The sequence below is a fragment of the Pseudomonas sp. ASL4 genome (genome assembly GCF_056680395.1).
In genome coordinates this window covers 4,413,746-4,431,149 of the sequence record NZ_CM155280.1, presented here as the reverse complement: position 1 = coordinate 4,431,149, position 17,404 = coordinate 4,413,746, and the positions used below count along the sequence as shown (strand labels likewise).

General features: G+C 59.3%; 14 protein-coding genes. 1 reads left to right on the top strand and 13 read right to left on the bottom strand.

Translation table 11 applies throughout. The features are described from left to right. Nucleotides 1–88: 88 nt before the first annotated feature. Genes AC1MEW_RS19875 through arnB form a run of 9 tightly spaced genes read right to left on the bottom strand, consistent with a single transcriptional unit; the run spans nucleotide 89 to nucleotide 10,493 of the window. Nucleotides 89–1,717, bottom strand: a complete 1,629-nt coding sequence (locus tag AC1MEW_RS19875) for an ArnT family glycosyltransferase (protein ID WP_480423275.1) — start codon at nucleotides 1,715–1,717, stop codon at nucleotides 89–91. Then, nucleotides 1,690–3,063, bottom strand: a complete 1,374-nt coding sequence (locus AC1MEW_RS19870; protein WP_201196867.1) for a UDP-glucose dehydrogenase family protein — start codon at nucleotides 3,061–3,063, stop codon at nucleotides 1,690–1,692. The genes AC1MEW_RS19875 and AC1MEW_RS19870 overlap by 28 nt, the downstream gene beginning before the upstream one ends. Further along, a complete protein-coding gene (gene arnF / locus AC1MEW_RS19865) occupies nucleotides 3,060–3,473 on the bottom strand; it encodes a 4-amino-4-deoxy-L-arabinose-phosphoundecaprenol flippase subunit ArnF (RefSeq protein WP_201203717.1) in 414 nt (137 codons plus the stop codon). The genes AC1MEW_RS19870 and arnF overlap by 4 nt, the downstream gene beginning before the upstream one ends. Then, complete coding sequence (gene arnE, locus AC1MEW_RS19860; RefSeq protein ID WP_201203716.1) at nucleotides 3,470–3,814, bottom strand: 4-amino-4-deoxy-L-arabinose-phosphoundecaprenol flippase subunit ArnE; 345 nt, start codon at nucleotides 3,812–3,814, stop codon at nucleotides 3,470–3,472. Before arnE ends, arnF begins: the two co-directional genes overlap by 4 nt. Further along, the gene (gene arnT / locus AC1MEW_RS19855; protein WP_480423273.1) at nucleotides 3,811–5,460 is read right to left on the bottom strand and encodes a lipid IV(A) 4-amino-4-deoxy-L-arabinosyltransferase; all 1,650 of its coding nucleotides are present in this window, start codon (nucleotides 5,458–5,460) and stop codon (nucleotides 3,811–3,813) included. The genes arnE and arnT overlap by 4 nt, the downstream gene beginning before the upstream one ends. Further along, the gene (gene arnD, locus AC1MEW_RS19850; protein WP_201203714.1) at nucleotides 5,457–6,341 is read right to left on the bottom strand and encodes a 4-deoxy-4-formamido-L-arabinose-phosphoundecaprenol deformylase; all 885 of its coding nucleotides are present in this window, start codon (nucleotides 6,339–6,341) and stop codon (nucleotides 5,457–5,459) included. The genes arnT and arnD overlap by 4 nt, the downstream gene beginning before the upstream one ends. Further along, nucleotides 6,341–8,332 (bottom strand): bifunctional UDP-4-amino-4-deoxy-L-arabinose formyltransferase/UDP-glucuronic acid oxidase ArnA, encoded by a 1,992-nt coding sequence (arnA, locus tag AC1MEW_RS19845; RefSeq protein WP_201203712.1) that lies wholly within the window; start codon nucleotides 8,330–8,332, stop codon nucleotides 6,341–6,343. The genes arnD and arnA overlap by 1 nt, the downstream gene beginning before the upstream one ends. Then, nucleotides 8,329–9,348, bottom strand: coding sequence for an undecaprenyl-phosphate 4-deoxy-4-formamido-L-arabinose transferase (arnC, locus tag AC1MEW_RS19840; protein WP_201203710.1), 1,020 nt, complete (start codon nucleotides 9,346–9,348; stop codon nucleotides 8,329–8,331). Before arnC ends, arnA begins: the two co-directional genes overlap by 4 nt. Beyond that, nucleotides 9,345–10,493 (bottom strand): UDP-4-amino-4-deoxy-L-arabinose aminotransferase, encoded by a 1,149-nt coding sequence (gene arnB, locus AC1MEW_RS19835; RefSeq protein ID WP_201203708.1) that lies wholly within the window; start codon nucleotides 10,491–10,493, stop codon nucleotides 9,345–9,347. The genes arnC and arnB overlap by 4 nt, the downstream gene beginning before the upstream one ends. A 385-nt stretch (nucleotides 10,494–10,878) precedes the next feature. On the opposite strand from arnB, the gene AC1MEW_RS19830 reads away from it, so the two are divergent. Further along, a complete protein-coding gene (locus AC1MEW_RS19830; protein ID WP_416195271.1) occupies nucleotides 10,879–11,817 on the top strand; it encodes a site-specific integrase in 939 nt (312 codons plus the stop codon). Nucleotides 11,818–11,823: 6 nt separating this feature from the next. Here the strand turns inward: AC1MEW_RS19830 and AC1MEW_RS19825 are convergent, their stop codons facing one another. From AC1MEW_RS19825 to AC1MEW_RS19810, 4 genes are all read right to left on the bottom strand, one after another. Next, entirely contained in the window at nucleotides 11,824–12,876 is a 1,053-nt protein-coding gene (locus tag AC1MEW_RS19825) for an ABC transporter ATP-binding protein (RefSeq protein ID WP_201203706.1), read from the bottom strand. Further along, a complete protein-coding gene (locus tag AC1MEW_RS19820) occupies nucleotides 12,873–14,471 on the bottom strand; it encodes an ABC transporter permease (RefSeq protein ID WP_480423272.1) in 1,599 nt (532 codons plus the stop codon). Before AC1MEW_RS19820 ends, AC1MEW_RS19825 begins: the two co-directional genes overlap by 4 nt. 3 nt (nucleotides 14,472–14,474) lie before the next feature. Continuing rightward, nucleotides 14,475–15,491 carry an iron ABC transporter substrate-binding protein gene (locus tag AC1MEW_RS19815; protein ID WP_201254969.1) on the bottom strand — a complete coding sequence of 339 codons (1,017 nt, stop codon included), beginning with the start codon at nucleotides 15,489–15,491 and terminating at the stop codon, nucleotides 14,475–14,477. 300 nt (nucleotides 15,492–15,791) lie between these two features. Beyond that, nucleotides 15,792–17,318 (bottom strand): ArnT family glycosyltransferase, encoded by a 1,527-nt coding sequence (locus tag AC1MEW_RS19810; protein WP_480423271.1) that lies wholly within the window; start codon nucleotides 17,316–17,318, stop codon nucleotides 15,792–15,794. Nucleotides 17,319–17,404: the final 86 nt, after the last annotated feature.

The window sequence follows — 17,404 nt, the reverse complement described above, 5'->3', positions numbered from 1 at the left end:
AAACGCGTAGGAGTTGCCGAAGGCTGCGATCTTTTGATCTTAAAAGGTCAAAAGATCGCAGCCTGCGGTAGCTCCTACATGGATCGCGTCAGGGTTTGAGATGCAGCAAGACGTAATCGTTTTTATCAAAACGTCCAGTTAGCGCGGGTTCCAACATTCCCAACGACGTGCCTTTCAAGGCCTTGTAGTCGTTCTGATCCATGATCACCCAGGCAGGCGCCGCGATACTGTCCAAGTCCTGAGCCGATTCGGTGAAGACCGGTTGCAGGTCTTGTTCGATATTGACCATAAACTTGATCGCCTTGGCATCTTTACCCATGCCAAACAACACCAGCGGAGCGGGTTCCTGCTGAACCTGTGCAAAAGCCGCACGGCTGAAGCTGCGCGAATCGTAGAGCTGACGCTCCACTGGTTCGAACACCAGGATGTAAACCGACCACAGCCCCAGTACTGCGCAAAACGCCAGTGCTTGCGCCCGCCATGCAGGCCGGAACAGCGCGGCGATGGCTATCGCTTGCAGCACGCCGAGCACGATCAATACCGGCGCCAGGCCAGTGAGCTGTTCGGGGAAGCGCCGCTGGCCAATCACCAATGCGACGATCAACAAGCCCGGGATCAGCAGCCACAACCCTTGCATCACACCACGCAAGGCGCTGAACAAACGGCCCCGCGTCGCCTGAAACGGATACGCCGCGATGATCGCTGCCATTGGCAGCATCGGCAGCACGTAACGGGCTTTTTTCGCCAGGGGAATCGACAGGCCGACCATCACGATCAACCCGGCGGCCGCGCAGTACAGCACCAGGCGCAGTTGCGGCCCGGCTTCGCGTGGTGTGGTCAGGCAAATGGCGGCCAGCGCCAACAAGCCCAATGGATAGGCCAGCGCATAGTTGCCCATTGAACTGGTGAAGTAATACAGCGAATCGCTGGCGCCCTCACTGCCATCCATGCGCCCCATGAACTGCATGCGAATGACATCCTGCATGAAGGCTGGACCACCGCTGATCTTGGCCAGCAGCAACAGCAAACCGACACACACCACCAGCAGCCCGGCCGCGAGTAGCCCGAAGCCGAACAACCGTTGCCACTGACGATTGAGCAGGAAGTAGCTGCACAACATGCCGGTAGGCACCACCAGGCCAATCGGCCCACGGATCCCGAAGCCCAGCAGCAGCAAGGCAAAAATCAGCAACCAGCGACGGGGAGCACCGAATTGATCTGCGGCATAACCGAGGTAGAACACGGAAAACGCCACCGCGGCGAGCATCAGGTCCAGGGACACTGCCCGTGTTTCGGTGACAAACGTGTTGGTCAGCAAGAGCAGGGCGATGCTCAGCAACGCCCAGCGAGTGGAGTAGGGCGCCAGCAGCCGGTACATCAACGTAACGATTACGGAACCTGCAATCGCACTCGGCAGCCAGGCACTAAACGCATTCACCTGTCCGAATGGCAGCGATAGAAACCAGATGAACAAGGTGGTCACCGCCGAATAGTCAGCGTAAGGCTGACCATAGGTGGTCGGGAAAAACGTCGGTCCGTGGCGCAGCATTTCCTGGGCAAACAACACGAACCGCGAATCAAAGCCGATTGCCGTCTGCTGATAAACCCCGACCATGAACAACAGCAGTGCCAACAGCCCCAGAACCAGGGACTGTCGGCGGATCATGTCGGTTGGTTGAACCACCACCGTCAGGCAACCACAGGTGCGGAAGGCCATTGCTGATGAGGAATCGGCAGTTTGCGAGATTCACCGCGACCCATCGGGAAGTACAGGAAGCCGCTGCGCGCCAGGCGCTCTGCGTCATACAGGTTGCGGCCATCGAAAATCACTGGTGCTGCGAGGCGCTCACGGATCAGGTCGAAATCCGGTGCCTTGAATTGCTGCCACTCGGTGCAGATGATCAGCGCATCGGCGCCGGTCAGTACCGATTCCGGTGTGCCCATGAGCGCCAGCTTCGATTCGTGCGGATACAAATGCTGGGTTTCCTGCATCGCTTCCGGGTCGAACGCGCGTACATTGGCGCCCGCCGCCCACAGCGACTCCATCAGTACGCGGCTAGGTGCGTCGCGCATGTCATCGGTGTTCGGCTTGAACGCCAGGCCCCACAAGGCGAAGGTCTTGCCAGCCAGATCACCCTTGTAGAACGCATTGACGCGCTCGAACAGCTTGTGTTTCTGGCGCTCGTTGATTGCTTCCACCGCTTGCAGCAGGTCGCTGGAGCAGTTCGCTTCCTCGGCGCTGTGAATCAGTGCGCGCATGTCTTTCGGGAAGCACGAACCGCCGTAACCGCAGCCCGGATAGATGAAGTGATAGCCGATGCGCTGATCGGCACCGATGCCCAGACGCACGGATTCGATGTCGCAACCCAGGTGCTCGGCCAGCTCGGCGATCTGGTTGATGAAGCTGATTTTCGTCGCCAGCATGCAGTTGGCGGCGTACTTGGTCAGCTCGGCGCTGCGCAGGTCCATGAACATGATGCGGTCATGGTTGCGGTTGAACGGCGCGTAGAGCTCGCGCATCACTTCACGTACTTCGTCACGCTCGCAGCCGACGATGATGCGGTCCGGACGGCGGCAGTCGGCAACGGCGGTGCCTTCCTTGAGGAATTCCGGGTTGGAGACGATATCGAACTCCAGTTCGCGGCCGTCCAGTTTGCCCAGGATATGTGCGCGCAGGGTGTCGCCGGTGCCAACCGGAACGGTGGATTTTTCCACCAGGATCACTGGCTGCACGCGGTGGCGGGCTACCGCATCACCGACCGACAACACGTAGCTCAGGTCTGCCGAACCGTCTTCACTGGACGGTGTACCAACGGCGATGAACAACACTTCGCCATGTTGCACGGCAAGTTTTTCATCGGTGGTGAACTGCAGGCGCTTGGCCTCCAGGCTTTCCTTGACCAGACTGGCCAGCCCCGGTTCAAAAATGCTGACATGGCCTTGCTTGAGCAATTCCACCTTTTTGGCATCGATGTCCATGCAGATCACATCGTGGCCGACTTCGGCCAGAACGGCAGCCTGAACGAGGCCAACGTAACCACTACCAAATACACTGATTTTCATGGGGCATTCCTAAGAACAGGTGCGCGAGCAGGTCGAGAGTTGATGGTGATGACCCCGAGGATGACAAGGGCCACCCCGAGGCTTTTTGCAAGACTGAAATGTTCGTTAAATGCCGGCAGACTAGCGGCCAGCAGGTACACCAGCGCATAGCTGATGCTGAGCAGCGAATAGGCCCGTCCCAGTGGCACGTCCCGCAGAGCGAGCAGCCAACTGAGCATCGACAGCGCGTAGGCAAGGATCGCCGCCAGCACCACGCCGATGGCGGTCAGGTCGACGCTGCCATTGCTCAGTGCTGTCAGCCATTGATCGGGGTGCGGCAGGCGGCTCATGCTCCAGCGCATGCCAAGCTGGGCGGCGCTGGCCAACATGACGCTGCCCAGGGCAAAGGTAATTCCACGGCGCAGGTTCATGTTTGTTGCCCCAGCAAAACCACGCCACCGATTACCAGTACGACGCCCAGCCAATGGCGACGGTCGACGGTTTCGTGAAAGACGAAGCGGGCGACCAGGGTAATGAGTACGAAATTGAGGCTGAGCATCGGATAGGCGACACCGACTTCCAGGCGCTGCAACACCAGCAGCCAGACCAGAAGGCCAAAACCGAGCGAGAACAACGCCAGCCACAGCCACGGCGAGCGAAGTTTCTCGCCCAAGCCGGTCGTTTTACCGCGCCAGCTTTCCACTGCGTACTTCTGGGCCACCTGGCCCAGGCAGGTCAGCAGGCACGCGGTCAGCAACAGAATCAGGCTCATGACGCATCCTGAGGGATGATCAGAATCACCAGATTGCCTTGCTCATAGCGCTTGCCATCTTTAGGCAGCAATTCGAGTTCTTGCAGTTCGTCGTCACCCTTGACCCGCATGACCACGCCGACCGAACCGGTCTTGCGAGCTTCTTGCATCCACTGTTGCACCTGATCCGTGGTGATCCGTCGATTGCCGGTGTCAGGAAAGTCCAGGCCGTATTTAAGCTCGCCGACCGTGTTGTACAGCGCCACTTGTGGACGTCCCAGGCGCCAGGACAGTGCTGCCGCTGCGCCCAGATCATTGCTCAGCAGTTGGCCGGTCTGACCCAGTTCCTGAACGTGTTCGAGGATGAACTGGTCAGGCATCTTGTTGGAGACCACCGAGTTGGGCAGTCCTGCGGGTATCAGTCCGATCAGGATGAGACTGCCAAACGCCGGTGCTGCCCAGCATTGCAGGGGCCGGAAGGCTTGCAGCAAATTGGCCATGATCCAGCCGATCAGCGCGATAAACACCAGAATCAGATGATGCAGCTCAAGTTCGTACACCGGCTTCTTCAGTTGCACGTAGACCAGCGCGAGCAATACGACGACGCCCATCACCAGGTTCAGCAAACCGTTGATTCCCAGCGCCCGACCTTGTTCAAGCTTCAAACGGTCCGCCAGCGCGTTGCCGAGCAACAGCGCCAAGGGCAACAGGCAGGGCAGGATGTAGGCCGGCAATTTGCCCTTGCTCAGGCTGAAGAAAATCAGCGGCATAACCATCCACAACAACAGAAAGCCGATGCTCGCCTGGCGACGGCTCTGCCAGGCTTGTTTCAACGCCGTTGGCAGCAACACCGCCCAAGGCAGGCTGAACGCGACCAGCAGCGGCAGGTAATACCACCAAGGCGCGTCATGCTGGGCGTCTTCGCCAGCGAAGCGCTGAATGTGTTCGTGCCAGAAGAAGAACCGCCAGAAGTCGGGCTCCTGAGAGTGCACGGCCAAGACCCACGGCAGGCTGATTGCGATGGCCACGACCACAGCAACCGGGCCGTAGACCAGCAGTTCACGCCAGCGTTTTTGCCAGATCATCCACGGCAAGGCGATCAGCACCGGCAGCAGCCAGGCCAAAAAACCCTTGGTCATGAACCCCATGCCGCAGGCCAGCCCCAACGCGGCCCAGCCCAACAGGCGCTGACCACGGCTCTTGCTGTCCAGTGCAAACCACAGGGCAACCAGGCTTGCGTTGACCCAGAAGGTGAATTGCGGATCGAGGTTGGCATAACCGGCCTGGCCGGCGATGACGGTGAAACTCATGTACAGCAAAGCGCAGGCAAAACTTTTGCGCGGGTCGTTCCACAGGCGTCGGGCGATCAAATAGCACAGCAACACGCTCAGCCCGGTGGTCAGGGCTGAGGCGAAACGTACGCCGAACAGATTGTGGCCAAACAACGACTGGCCGATGGCAATCATCCAGTAGCCAGCCACCGGTTTTTCAAAGTAGCGCAAGCCCATGAAATGCGGCGACACCCAGTTGCCGCTCAGGAGCATGTCCTGGCTGATCTGGGCGTAGCGGGTTTCGTCGGGAATCCACAAACCGTGGGTACCCAACGGCAACAGATAGGCAAGCAGCATAACGACCAGCAACACCGGTAATGCCCAGCGTTTACTCATGCGCCTTGCACTCCCAGCCAGCCTTCACGGCCTTCAAGGGCGCCGCGAACTACGCGGCCGGCCGGCAGGGTAGCGAGTGACTCGGGCAACAAGTCGCCCAAGGGTTGGAAATGAATGTCGCGCTGGCGTGCATCGGCCAGCAGCTGACGAAAATCGTTGGCCATCAGAATCCCTTCTACCTCGGCATGGATCGTGTAGACGTTCAGTTTTTCGGGGGTAAAGCGGTCCAGGATGAAAGCGTTGAAATCTTTGGCAACCACGGTTGGACCGACCACCTCGTCAAAGGTAGGCAGGTCCACCGGGATTTGTGGCGCACCGAGGCGGCCATCGGCCAATGTCGGCTGGAACAGGCTCTGGCCCCGGCAATCGCTGTTATAGCGAAAGCCGAAACCTTGCTTGGCTTCGATCACACGCTCGTCAGCCCGCCAACCGGCAGAAGCCGAGCAGTCGACTTTTTGCCCGAGGATATCGCTGAGGCAATCAACGCCCCGGCGAATCTGCTCGATCAATTGCGCATCGCTCCAGCGCCCGGCGTTGGCTTGCCAGCCATGGTGATCCCAGGCGTGCAGGCCGACTTCATGACCGGCGTCCCGGGCCTGACGCATCAGGTGCCCGAGGTCGCGACCAATGGGTTTGCCTGGCCAGGCAGTGCCGGCCAGCAAAATATCCCAGCCATACAGGCCGGCGGCGTTGGAACGCAGCATCTTCCAGAGGAATTGTGGGCGGATGAGGCGCCACAAGTGGCGCCCCATGTTGTCCGGCCCGACGCTGAAGAAAAACGTCGCCTTGACCTGAGCCTCATCGAGCATTTCCAGCAACCGGGGCACCCCTTCACGGGTGCCTCGGTAGGTGTCGACATCGATACGAAGGCCTGCCTGCATTAGCGCTTGTCCGCGATTTCGAGCATGGCTTCGCGCAGGAAGAAGTCCAGCGTGTTGCCGATGGTTTCGCTCATTTCAACGGTAGGCTCCCAGTCCAGCAGGCGCTTGGCGTTGGCAATGCTTGGCTTGCGGTGTTCCACGTCCTGGTAACCGGCACCGTAGAACGCCTTGCTTTCCACGTCGCGGAAACCGGCGAACGGAGGGAAGTTGGCACGCAGTGGGTGCGCTTCGAACTGACGCAGCAGCTCTTCGCCCAACTGACGGATGCTGGCTTCGTTTTCCGGGTTGCCGATGTTGATGATCTGACCGTTGCACGCGTCGTTTTCGTTGTCGACGATGCGTGCCAGGGCTTCGATGCCGTCAGCGATGTCAGTGAAGCAGCGCTTCTGCTCGCCACCGTCGAACAGACGGATCGGCGTACCTTCCACCAGGTTCAGGATCAACTGGGTGATGGCACGGGAGCTGCCGATACGGGCCGAATCCAGACGGTCCAGACGCGGGCCCATCCAGTTGAATGGACGGAACAGGGTGAAGTTCAGGCCCTTGGCGCCGTAAGCCCAGATCACGCGGTCCAGCAGTTGCTTGGAGACCGAGTAGATCCAGCGCTGCTTGTTGATCGGACCAACGATCAGGTTCGAGGTGTCTTCGTCGAAGTTCTTGTCCTGGCACATGCCATAGACTTCGGAGGTCGACGGGAAAATCACGCGCTTGTTGTACTTGACGCAGTAGCGAACCAGTTTCAGGTTCTCTTCGAAGTCCAGTTCGAATACGCGCAGCGGGTTGCGGGTGTATTCGATTGGCGTTGCGATGGCTACCAGCGGCAGGACCACGTCGCACTTCTTGATGTGATATTCGATCCACTCGGAGTGAATGCTGATATCGCCTTCCACGAAGTGGAAGTTCGGGTGGCTGCGCAGGCGCTCGATGGCGTCGGAACCGATGTCCAGGCCGTAGACGTCGTACTTGTCGTCACGCAGCAGGCGCTCGGACAAGTGGTTACCGATGAAGCCGTTGACGCCCAGGATCAGTACGCGAGTACGACGTGGAGCACGGCCGGATTCGGCACCGCGCAATACGGAACCGTCTACCAGGCCCAGTTCAGCAGCCAGTTGCGGGCCGCTGAGGTACAGGCCGTTATCGTTACGCTGACCGGAAGTGATGACCAGCGAGTCTTCGCCGCAAGCGATGCGCAGCGGATCAACACTGATTACACGGCCAGGTGCTTGACCTTCGTTGCCCTTGGCGACTTCAGCGCTCCAGACAATCAGTTTGTGCTCGCCCACTGCGCAGAACGCGCCCGGGTATGGCTGAGTGACGGCGCGAACCAGGTTGAACAGCTCTTCAGCCGGTTTCTTCCAGACCAGTTTGCCGTCGGCCGGAGTGCGGCGACCAAACACGGTAGCTTTGGATTCGTCCTGGGCGGTCTCGGTGACTTTGCCTTGCAGCAGGGCTGGCAGGGTGTCACGCAGCAGGGAAGCGGCGGCTTCGCGCAGTTTGCCATGCAGGCTCAGGGCGGTATCGGCACGGTCGATGGCGACCTTGTGCTGAGCGATGATTGCGCCAGCATCGGCACGTTTGACCATGCGGTGCAGGGTCACGCCGGTTTCGGTTTCGCCGTTGACCAGCACCCAGTTGGCCGGTGCGCGACCACGGTAGGTTGGCAGCAGCGAGCCGTGCAGGTTGAACGCGCCTTTGCTGGCGGTGGCCAGCAGTGGCTCGCTCAGCAGATTGCGGTAGTAGAAAGAGAAAATGTACTCAGGGTTGAGCTTGGCGATGCGCTCGATCCACAGCGGGTGGTTGACATCTTCCGGCGCATGAACCGGGATGCCTTTGCGAGCGCACAGCTGCGCAACGGAGCCGTAGAAGGCGTTTTCCTTCGGATCATCGGCGTGGGTGAATACCGCGCCGATTTCAAAACCTGCGTTTAACAGGGCTTCAATGCCGGCACAGCCGATATCGTGGTAGGCGAAGACAACAGCTTTTGCGCTCATGAGTGAACCTGATCTGAAGAAGTGGAAGTGAGACCGTCAACGGTAACAACGGGAGCAGGGGAAGCGGGTTCGTTACGCAGGACCTTCTCGATGAAGAACCGTGGACGCGCCCGAACATCGCTGTACATGCGGCCCAGGTATTCACCCAGAAGGCCCATGCCGATGAATTGGCCGCCGGTGAAGACGAACAGCACGGCGAACAGCACGAAGGTACCGCCGCCAGCCCAACCAGAGCCGAAGGCCAGGCGCAAGACGATCAGCGCAATGGCAAACAGTACGCCAAGGCCCGCCATGCAGAAGCCGACGATGCTGAGCAGACGTAGAGGGGTGGTGGTCATGCAGGTGATCAGGTCGAACATCAAGTTGACCAGACGCATCGGGCTGTACTTGGATTCGCCGTGTTCACGTTCGGCGTGGGTCACCAGGATTTCCGTGGTGTGCCGGGCGAAACTGTTGGCAAGGATTGGAATGAAGGTGCTGCGTTCGCGGCAGGCGAGCATTGCGTCGACGATGGTGCGGCGGTAAGCACGCAGCATGCAGCCGTAGTCGCTCATGGCCACGCCGGTGGAACGTTGCACGGCCAGGTTGATCAACTTCGATGGCCAGCGGCGCAAGGCCGAGTCCTGACGGTTGTTGCGCACGGTGGCGACCACGTCATAACCGAGTTCGGCCTGGGCCACCAGTCGCGGGATTTCTTCGGGCGGGTTCTGCAGGTCAGCGTCGAGGGTGATGACCACATCGCCCTTGCACTGTTCGAAACCGGCCATGATCGCCGCGTGCTGACCGTAGTTGCGGTTGAGAATGACCGCCACGACGTGGCTGCCTTGACGATTGGCAGCATCTTCGAGCAGTTGCGCCGAATTGTCGCGACTGCCGTCGTCCACCAGCACGATTTCGTACTCGTGGGTCAGTTGCGCGCAGGCTGCTTCGGTGCGACGCAACAATTCGGGCAGGCTTTCTTCTTCGTTGTAGACCGGAATAACGATCGACACGCAGTTGATTGGATAAGGTCTCAAAGGCTTCTGTCCATAATGTTTTCGATGGCACCAACAACGCGATCAACGTCGTCGGTGGTCATGTCGGGGAACAAGGGAATCGAACACAGCCGCGCCGAGTTCCATTCGGTATTGGGCAGATAGATGTCCGGGAAACGTTGACGATAATAGGTGTGCAGGTGCGTGGCAATAAAGTGAATGCCTGTTCCGATATTTTGTTCCTGCAAAGCCTTCATGAACGCTTCACGATCCAGCCCGCAACGTTCGGCGTCGATACGCAGAATGAACAGGTGCCAGGCGTGTTGTTGCGGATACGTCGGAATGGTCAACGGCTGCACGGGCAGGCCTTCCAGGCGCTGCAAGTAGGTCTGGGCCAGTTGCGTGCGTTTGGCGTTGATTTCGTCCAGTCGCTCCAGTTGCACCAGGGCGATGGCGGCATTGATGTCGGCCAGGTTGTACTTGAAGCCTGGCTCGATAACCTGGGCCTGCGGCTTGCGCCCGCCAGTCAGTCGATCGTAGGCGTCAACGCCCAGACCGTGGAACTTGAGCATACGCACACGAGTGGCGAGGGCTTCATCGTCGGTGACGAACATCGCGCCTTCGGCGCAGGTCATGTTCTTGATCGCGTGGAACGAGAAGATCGCCGTGCCTTGGGAACCGACGTGACGACCTTTGTAGAAAGTGCCGGCCGCGTGGGCCGCGTCTTCGATGACGGCGATCCCGTGCTTGTCAGCCAGGGCATAGAGCGGATCGAGGTCGAACGCCGCGCCGGCGTAATGCACCGGAATGATCGCCTTGGTACGGGGCGTTATCGCCGCTTCAATGCTTTGCAGGTCGGTCATCAGGGTGTCGCGATCGACATCGACAAAAACCGGTGTTGCCCCCAACAGGCAGATCATGTTGGCGGTGGACACCCACGTCTGGGACGGGGTAATGACTTCATCCCCGGGACCGATGCCCAGGGCCAGCAAGGTGATGTGCATGCCACCGGTAGCGGACGACAATGCCACGGCATGCTTGCAACCGACGTAGTTGGCGAAGTGTTCTTCCAGTGCCTGGTTTTTTGGCCCGGTTGTGATCCAGCCGGAGCGTAATACTTGCTCGACGGCCGCAATTTCTTCATCGCCGATACTGGGGCGAGAGAAGGGGAGAAAAGCCTGACTCATGGGGACCTCGGGTCTGAAGCGTCAACGGAATTTCAGCTGTGAAAGTTTGGATCCACTCAAAGCGTAGACGCTAAAACGAAAGCTGCATCAATTAGTTACCGCGGAAATGTGACAAATTACGTGGTTGACTTTCGGCTCCTTGCTCGTCAGGTTGGAATTGAGAATCGATGGCTATCCGATCCGTTCAGATTAAGCGCGAAAATGTGAAAGGGACATGAAAAACCGGTCGGTGAATCGTTTTTCTGAAGTTCAGACAGCCAAAGTTCAGACTTCTACCGTTTATCGCGCCTTATCAGTGGCTTGCGTTCGGAGCGCAACCCCTTACAGCAAGTAGTAAAACTCATTAGTTGTTGTGTTGAACCGTTTTCATTCAAGGTTTTTTCGTTTGATTGACTTATCTGCTACCGACTCCATAGCTACCAAAGCCAACCCGCTGGCCCTATATCTGACCCGCCTTGCGCAGTCCAGTCAACTAACCATGCGGTATGTTTTGCAAGACGCGGCGGATCGACTGGGTTTTGAAGACATGAACATAGAGGAAATTCCCTGGCACGAACTCCAGCCTGAGGACGTCGTGGCGTTAGTGGCTGCTTTGCGCACTGATGGTTACGCGCCTAATACGTCTTCGCTGTATGTGAACGCGGTGCGCGGGGTCATGAACGAAGCCTGGCGCATGAGCCTGATCAGCCAGGAGCACTTACTGAAAATGCGCTCAGTCAAAGGCATTGCCGGCACGCGGCTGGCCCAAGGGCGCAACCTCAAGCGCTCGCTGATCAAAGAACTAATGGAGGTCTGTGCCGCCGATCCGCGGCCACAAGGGCTGCGGGACGCGGCGATCATTGCGGTGCTGTATGGTTCGGGGATGCGCAAATCGGAGTCGGTGAACCTGGACCTGAACCAAGTGGATTTCACCGAGCGCAGCTTGCGGGTCACCGCCAAGGGCAACAAACAGTTGATCAAGTACGCGCCGGCCTGGGCGTTCGCCAAACTGGAGGCGTGGCTGGAGTTACGCCGTTCGCAATTAGGGGAAGGCCAGGAGGACGATCCATTCCTGTTCAACCGCATCCGCCGCGGCAGCCACATTACCCGCGAGCGCATCACCAAACATGCGATCTATTACATCGCCAGGCAGCGCGGCGCCCAGGTGGGGGTGAAGATCATGCCCCACGACTTCCGGCGCTCATTCATCACCCGAGTGATCGAAGAGCACGATCTGTCGATAGCCCAGAAACTGGCCCACCACAGCAATATCCAGACCACCGCCAACTATGACGTGCGCGATGACAATGAGCGCCGCCGGGCGGTGGACCGCTTTGACCTGTGAGCGATGTCAGCCAGTCAGCACATGGGCATTACCGAGCGTTGTGACATGAACGGCACTGCCAGCCGGCGGGGCGTGCATGCCGGAGCTGCGAACCAGTAATGATCGGCCCGGCTCGGATTTACCAGGCAGCAACTCCACCGTCAAAGTGCAGGTGTTGCCACCGAAGTCGCGATCGGTGACCACGCCAGGACAGCCAAGGGAATCTGTTGGCGAGCTGTTGATCTGTAATTGCTCGGGTCGAAGCATGATCTGCGCCGAGCCGTTGCGGTCCGGGCTATTGACCGGAATACGGCCAAGGTCGCAATGGGCCCAGCCGGCCTCGATCCGTGCAGGCATGACCACCGCATCGCCGAGAAACAGCGCGGTTTGCTCGTCGTCCGGGTAGCGGTACAAATCCATCGGATGGCCTGATTGCACCAGCCGGCCCTGACGCATCACCGCCAACTGATCAGCAAACGACAACGCTTCGCTTTGATCGTGGGTCACCAGAATGGTGGTCACGCCGGCATCTGCGAGTAGGCGGGCGACCATTTTGCGCATGGCTGCGCGCAACCCGGTGTCGAGCGCCGAGAATGGTTCATCCAGCAGCATCAGTCGTGGCTGCTGGGCCAATGCCCTGGCCAGGGCAACCCGTTGTTGCTGACCGCCAGACAGTTCATGGGGCCAACGCTTGGCCATGTTCGAATCCAGGGCGACGCTGTCCATCAGTTCGGCGATACGATCCTGCCGGGTCGGGCCCTTGTCCGCCAGGCCGAAACCGATGTTGGCGGCGACGGTCATGTGCGGGAACAAGGCGCCGTCCTGGGGCACATAACCGATCAAACGCTGGTGCGCCGGTACCGAATGCGTGCCGTCGACCAGTATCTGGCCGTTGAGCGAGAGGCTGCCCGAGTCCGGGAATTCGAAGCCGGCAATCATCCGCAGCAAGGTGGTTTTGCCTGAACCGGACGGCCCGACGATCACCGTTCGACTACCAGTTGGCACCGACAGGTTGATGTTTTCCAGGGCGCGCTGAGTGCCAAAGGATTTGTGGATCGAGTTCAGTTCGAGGGCGTTCATCGGCCAGCCGTGCGTTTGGATTGGTGATAAAGAAGGCCGGTCAGTGGCAACGACAGCAAGATCATGATCAACGCGTAGGGCGCTGCCGCCGCGTAGTCGATTTCACTGGTCATGGCCCAGAATCCGGTGGCCAGGGTGCGTGTGCCGTTCGGTGCCAACAGCAGGGTGGCGGTCAACTCGTTGGTGATCGCCAGGAACACCAGCGCGGCGCCGGCAGCAGCACCCGGAGCCGCGAGGCGCAAGGTGATCAGCCAAAGAGCCCGGCCGGGGGATCGACCGAGGCTGCGGGCCATGTTCTCCAGTTCCACCGGTGCCTGAGCGATGCCGGCACGCAAACTCACCAGTGCCCGGGGCAGAAACATCAGCAGATAAGCCAGCAGCACGGTGATGGTGGTCTGGTAGATCGGCCGGGCAAAGTGAATCGTCACCGTCACCAAGGCCAGGGCAACCACAATGCCGGGCAACGAACTGGTGATGTAGTTGCAGCTTTCCAATACTCGTTGCAGACGGCCCGGCGAGCGGATCGACAACCAGGCAATCGGGATCGCCGCACAGGTGGTGAGGGCTGCGCCAGCGACACCCAGCAGCAAAGTCTGTTGCAGGGCCGGCAGCAAATCAGCCGCCTGCCAGACTTCACTGCCCCCGGCGATCAGCCATTTGCTCAGAGTGATCAATGGAACGCCCAACGCCAGAGCGCAAGTCACGATTTGCAGCGTGAGGGCGAGCAGGGTGGTGTTGGCATCCAGACGCACGATGCGCTGATCCCGAGCACTGCCTGAGCCAACCCTGGCGTAACGAGCGCTGCCGCGCGCAGCCGATTCGGCGGTCAGCATGGCCAGGCAACACAGCGCCAGAACCCCGGCCAGCATGTTCGCGGCAGGGCCGTTGAAGGTGGATTTGAATTGATCGAAAATCGCGGTCGTAAAGGTATCGAAACGAATCATCGCGTACAGACCGTATTCAGCCAGCAGGTGCAGGCCCACCAGCAACGCTCCGCCGCAGATGGCCAGGCGCAATTGCGGCAGCACCACCCGGAAAAACACGGCCCAGGGCTTGAGGCCGAGGGATTCGGCGACGTCTTCGATGGCCGGGTCGAGCCGGCGTAAGGTCGCGGCAACCGGTAGATAAAGAAACGGGAAGTAAGCGATCACCGACACCAGCACGCCGGCCGGTAATCCATGAATCGACGGTACCAGGCTGACCCACGCGTAACTGTGAACGAACGCCGGCACGGCCAGTGGCGCAGTGGCCAGTAGCGACCACCAACGCCGTCCTGGCAGGTTGGTTCGTTCGGTCAGCCACGCCAGCGCAACGCCCAATACGACACACAAGGGCAGGGTGATCACCACCAGCATCACGGTGTTGATCAGCAATTCGGCTACCCGCGGCCGAAATACCAGCGTTTCGATGGCGGCCCAGCCGGTTTGCCAGGACACGCCCATCACGAAAATAATCGGCAGCAGCGACAACAGCGACACCAGTACCGATAAACTAGTCACCCACGCGCCTCCGCGACCAATAAACAGGCCACGGGAGCGTCTTAGTGAGTTCGCGGGTATCGCCGAAGCGATACCCGACGGCAGTGTTTCAGGCATCAATTAGAGCAGTCCGGCCTGGGTCATGAGTTCCACCGCTTTTTTGCTGTCGAGCTTGGAGGCATCGACGGCCGGTGCGTCAAGTTGCGAAAGCGGCGTCAGTTTCGGGTTCGATTCAGCGTTCTGGCCCACAGCGTATTCAAACGAGTTGCCGTTTTTCAGAATCGCCTGGCCGTCCTTGCCGGTAATCCACTTCAGGAAAGCCTGGGCTTGTTCCTTGTGTTTGCTGGAAGCCAGAACACCGCCACCGGAGATGCTGACAAACGCACCCGGGTCTTTGTGCTTGAAGTAGTGCAGGCTGGTGTCTTTGCTGTTTTCGCCGGTCTTGGCCTGATCGACGAAGCGGTAGTAGTGGTAGATCACGCCGCTGTCGATTTGCCCGGCATTCACGGCTTTCAGCACCGCGCTGTTGCCACGGTAAGCCGTGGAGTTGACTTTCATCGCTTTCAGCCAGTCCAGCGTTGCGGCTTCACCCTTGAGTTCAAGCACGGCAGCGACGATCGCCTGGAAGTCGGCGCCACTTGGCGACGCGGCCCAGCGGCCTTTCCAGCTCGGCGAGGCGAGGTCCATCAGCGATTTTGGCAGATCTGCTTCAGTCAGCTTGGCTGGGTTGTAGACAAACACCGTGGAGCGCGCGGCGATGCCAACCCATTTACCGTGGGCCGGACGATAAGGTGAGCCAATTTGTTCCAGGGTGGTTGGCGCAACCGGGGCGAACAGCCCTGCGTTCTCTACAAGGACCATGGCCGGGGAGTTCTCGGTCAGGAATACGTCTGCCGGGGAGGCAGCGCCTTCCTGGACGATCTGGTTACCCATTTCGGTGTCGTCGCCGTTGCGCACGGTGACTTTGATCCCGGTTTCCTTGGTGAAACCCTCGACCCAGGATTTGGTCAGGCTTTCGTGCTGCGCGTTGTAGACCACGATGCCGTCAGCCTCGGTGGCGGCGTAGACGTGCCCAGCGCTGACCAATGCAGTCGCCAGCAGTGCTTTTTTCAGAAAAGAAGGAATACGGGTAGTCATGCTGAGCCAGCTCCGGATTTTTTTTGATTTTTACATGCGCAATGCTTGCAGAGAGATTCTCATTAACTCTAGATCAATAGGAATCATTTGCATGTTTGAGGCGCGGCGAATGTAGATCCGAGAATGTGAAAAAAATGTCAAAAAAAACGTTAATCCGTGTGATGACGCAATCGGGAAGGTGTCTGGAAACGAACTGTGGGAGCGAGCCTGCTCGCGATGGCGGCATGACAGTCAACGATGATGTTGAATGTAATGGCCTCATCGCGAGCAAGCTCGCTCCCACAGGGTTATCGGTACAGGTCAGGATTGGGGAATAAACGCCACACTCTGGTCTTCACGACCATGGAACATTCGCTCACCGTTGGTGGGCGTGGTGGTGATGACCTGATGGTCGGCACTCAGGTAGTTCAGGGGTAGGTCACCGCCATTGCGGTATTGCGCCACAATGATGGTGCGCTGAGGATCCCAATGCTGGCCGCTGGTGGTCTCAAGCCAAGCCATCAACGCAGCGCTGTCGCCGGTGCGGGGGAAGTCCTGGTTTTCCTGCACGTAATAGAACGGCGCGCCCCCGGTTTGCAGGTACATCGGCACTTTGTTATCGACTTCGATCATAACCATGCGCCACTCGTTCAACGGCGCACGCTTGCTGGCCTCGAGCTTGACCGTCTCACCGAACTGGACCACGCCGCCACCGCCGTTGGTCCATGGATAGAGCACACCCAGCACCGCAAGCATCAGCACCGTGGCCGCGCCAACGCCGATCTTCATTTTGCGACTGCCAAACCGACCCGCCGCGTTGCGTTCCGCCATTCGCTTGGTAATCCACCACGCGCCAAGCAATTGCGCGAATGGCACCAGTGGCAACACGTAATAACTGCGGCGACTACCGCTGGCGGTGAAAAACAGCATCAACAGGCCCAGGCCCCAGATCAGCCACCGGGTATTGGGTTCGACATTGCGCCAGTGACGTATGGCGACCCACAATCCGATGATCCAGCACGGCGCCCAGGGCAGGGTGTAGACCGGCAGGTAAATCAGATAAGTGTAAATCGGGCCAATGTTGTCGAACGGCTGGAAAAACCGCACGACGTTTTCCCGCAGTACCAGGCCCAGGCCACTTTCGCCGTAGGTCGGCGCGCCGTAGAAGTGGGACAGGATGAATGGCGTCATGTAGAACACGCCGGCAATCACCAGGGCCAGACAGAGCCGCAGGTTGAGGTGGCGCTTCCAGCGACCTTCCTGCAACAGATGAGGCAACAGCACCAGGCCCGGCAAGATGAAGCCGATCAAACCCTTGAACAGCGAGGTCAGCGACAACAGCAGGAAAAACACCAGGTAGCGACCCAGGCGCGTGTCGTCCGGTCCACGCCAGTACCACCAGACCGCCGCGAGTACGCCGCACACGGTCAAGATGTCGGCCGTGGCAACCCTCGCCCAGAATATGAAGTAGAAAGTCGTCGCCAGCATCCAGCCAGCGATCAGGCCGGTGCCTTTGCGAAACAATTGTTCGCCGATCAGGTACACCAGCCAGACGCTCAGCCACGCCGATATCACCGACGACAGACGCAGCGACCAGTGACCCAGGCCGCCGGTCAGCCACGCCGTGGCGGTGATCAGCCAATAGGACGGCAGCGGTTTATCGTAATACGGCCCGCCCTTGAGATAAGGGTCGAAGTAGTCACCACTCTGGAGCATCTGCAGGGCGATGTTGGCCCAGCGGGTTTCCGCGCCCCACAACTCCCGAGTGCCCAAACCCAACAACAACATCAGCGCAGTCGCGCCCAGCAGGAGCCACAGCGCGCCCCTGTCACTTGCCCAAAACTTCATTGAGGGTTTCCCTGTAGAACTTTAAGTAGTTGCATACATTGGTAGAGGTGGCGAACACCGCATTTGTGGCGAGCGAGCTTGCTCGC

Coding starts and splice junctions, on each gene's coding strand:
- AC1MEW_RS19875 (WP_480423275.1), bottom strand. CDS start 1,717: ATGGCCTTCCGCACCTGTGGTTGCCTGACGGTGGTGGTTCAACCAACC.
- AC1MEW_RS19870 (WP_201196867.1), bottom strand. CDS start 3,063: ATGAAAATCAGTGTATTTGGTAGTGGTTACGTTGGCCTCGTTCAGGCT.
- arnF (WP_201203717.1), bottom strand. CDS start 3,473: ATGAACCTGCGCCGTGGAATTACCTTTGCCCTGGGCAGCGTCATGTTG.
- arnE (WP_201203716.1), bottom strand. CDS start 3,814: ATGAGCCTGATTCTGTTGCTGACCGCGTGCCTGCTGACCTGCCTGGGC.
- arnT (WP_480423273.1), bottom strand. CDS start 5,460: ATGAGTAAACGCTGGGCATTACCGGTGTTGCTGGTCGTTATGCTGCTT.
- arnD (WP_201203714.1), bottom strand. CDS start 6,341: ATGCAGGCAGGCCTTCGTATCGATGTCGACACCTACCGAGGCACCCGT.
- arnA (WP_201203712.1), bottom strand. CDS start 8,332: ATGAGCGCAAAAGCTGTTGTCTTCGCCTACCACGATATCGGCTGTGCC.
- arnB (WP_201203708.1), bottom strand. CDS start 10,493: ATGAGTCAGGCTTTTCTCCCCTTCTCTCGCCCCAGTATCGGCGATGAA.
- AC1MEW_RS19825 (WP_201203706.1), bottom strand. CDS start 12,876: ATGAACGCCCTCGAACTGAACTCGATCCACAAATCCTTTGGCACTCAG.
- AC1MEW_RS19820 (WP_480423272.1), bottom strand. CDS start 14,471: ATGCCTGAAACACTGCCGTCGGGTATCGCTTCGGCGATACCCGCGAAC.
- AC1MEW_RS19815 (WP_201254969.1), bottom strand. CDS start 15,491: ATGACTACCCGTATTCCTTCTTTTCTGAAAAAAGCACTGCTGGCGACT.
- AC1MEW_RS19810 (WP_480423271.1), bottom strand. CDS start 17,318: ATGAAGTTTTGGGCAAGTGACAGGGGCGCGCTGTGGCTCCTGCTGGGC.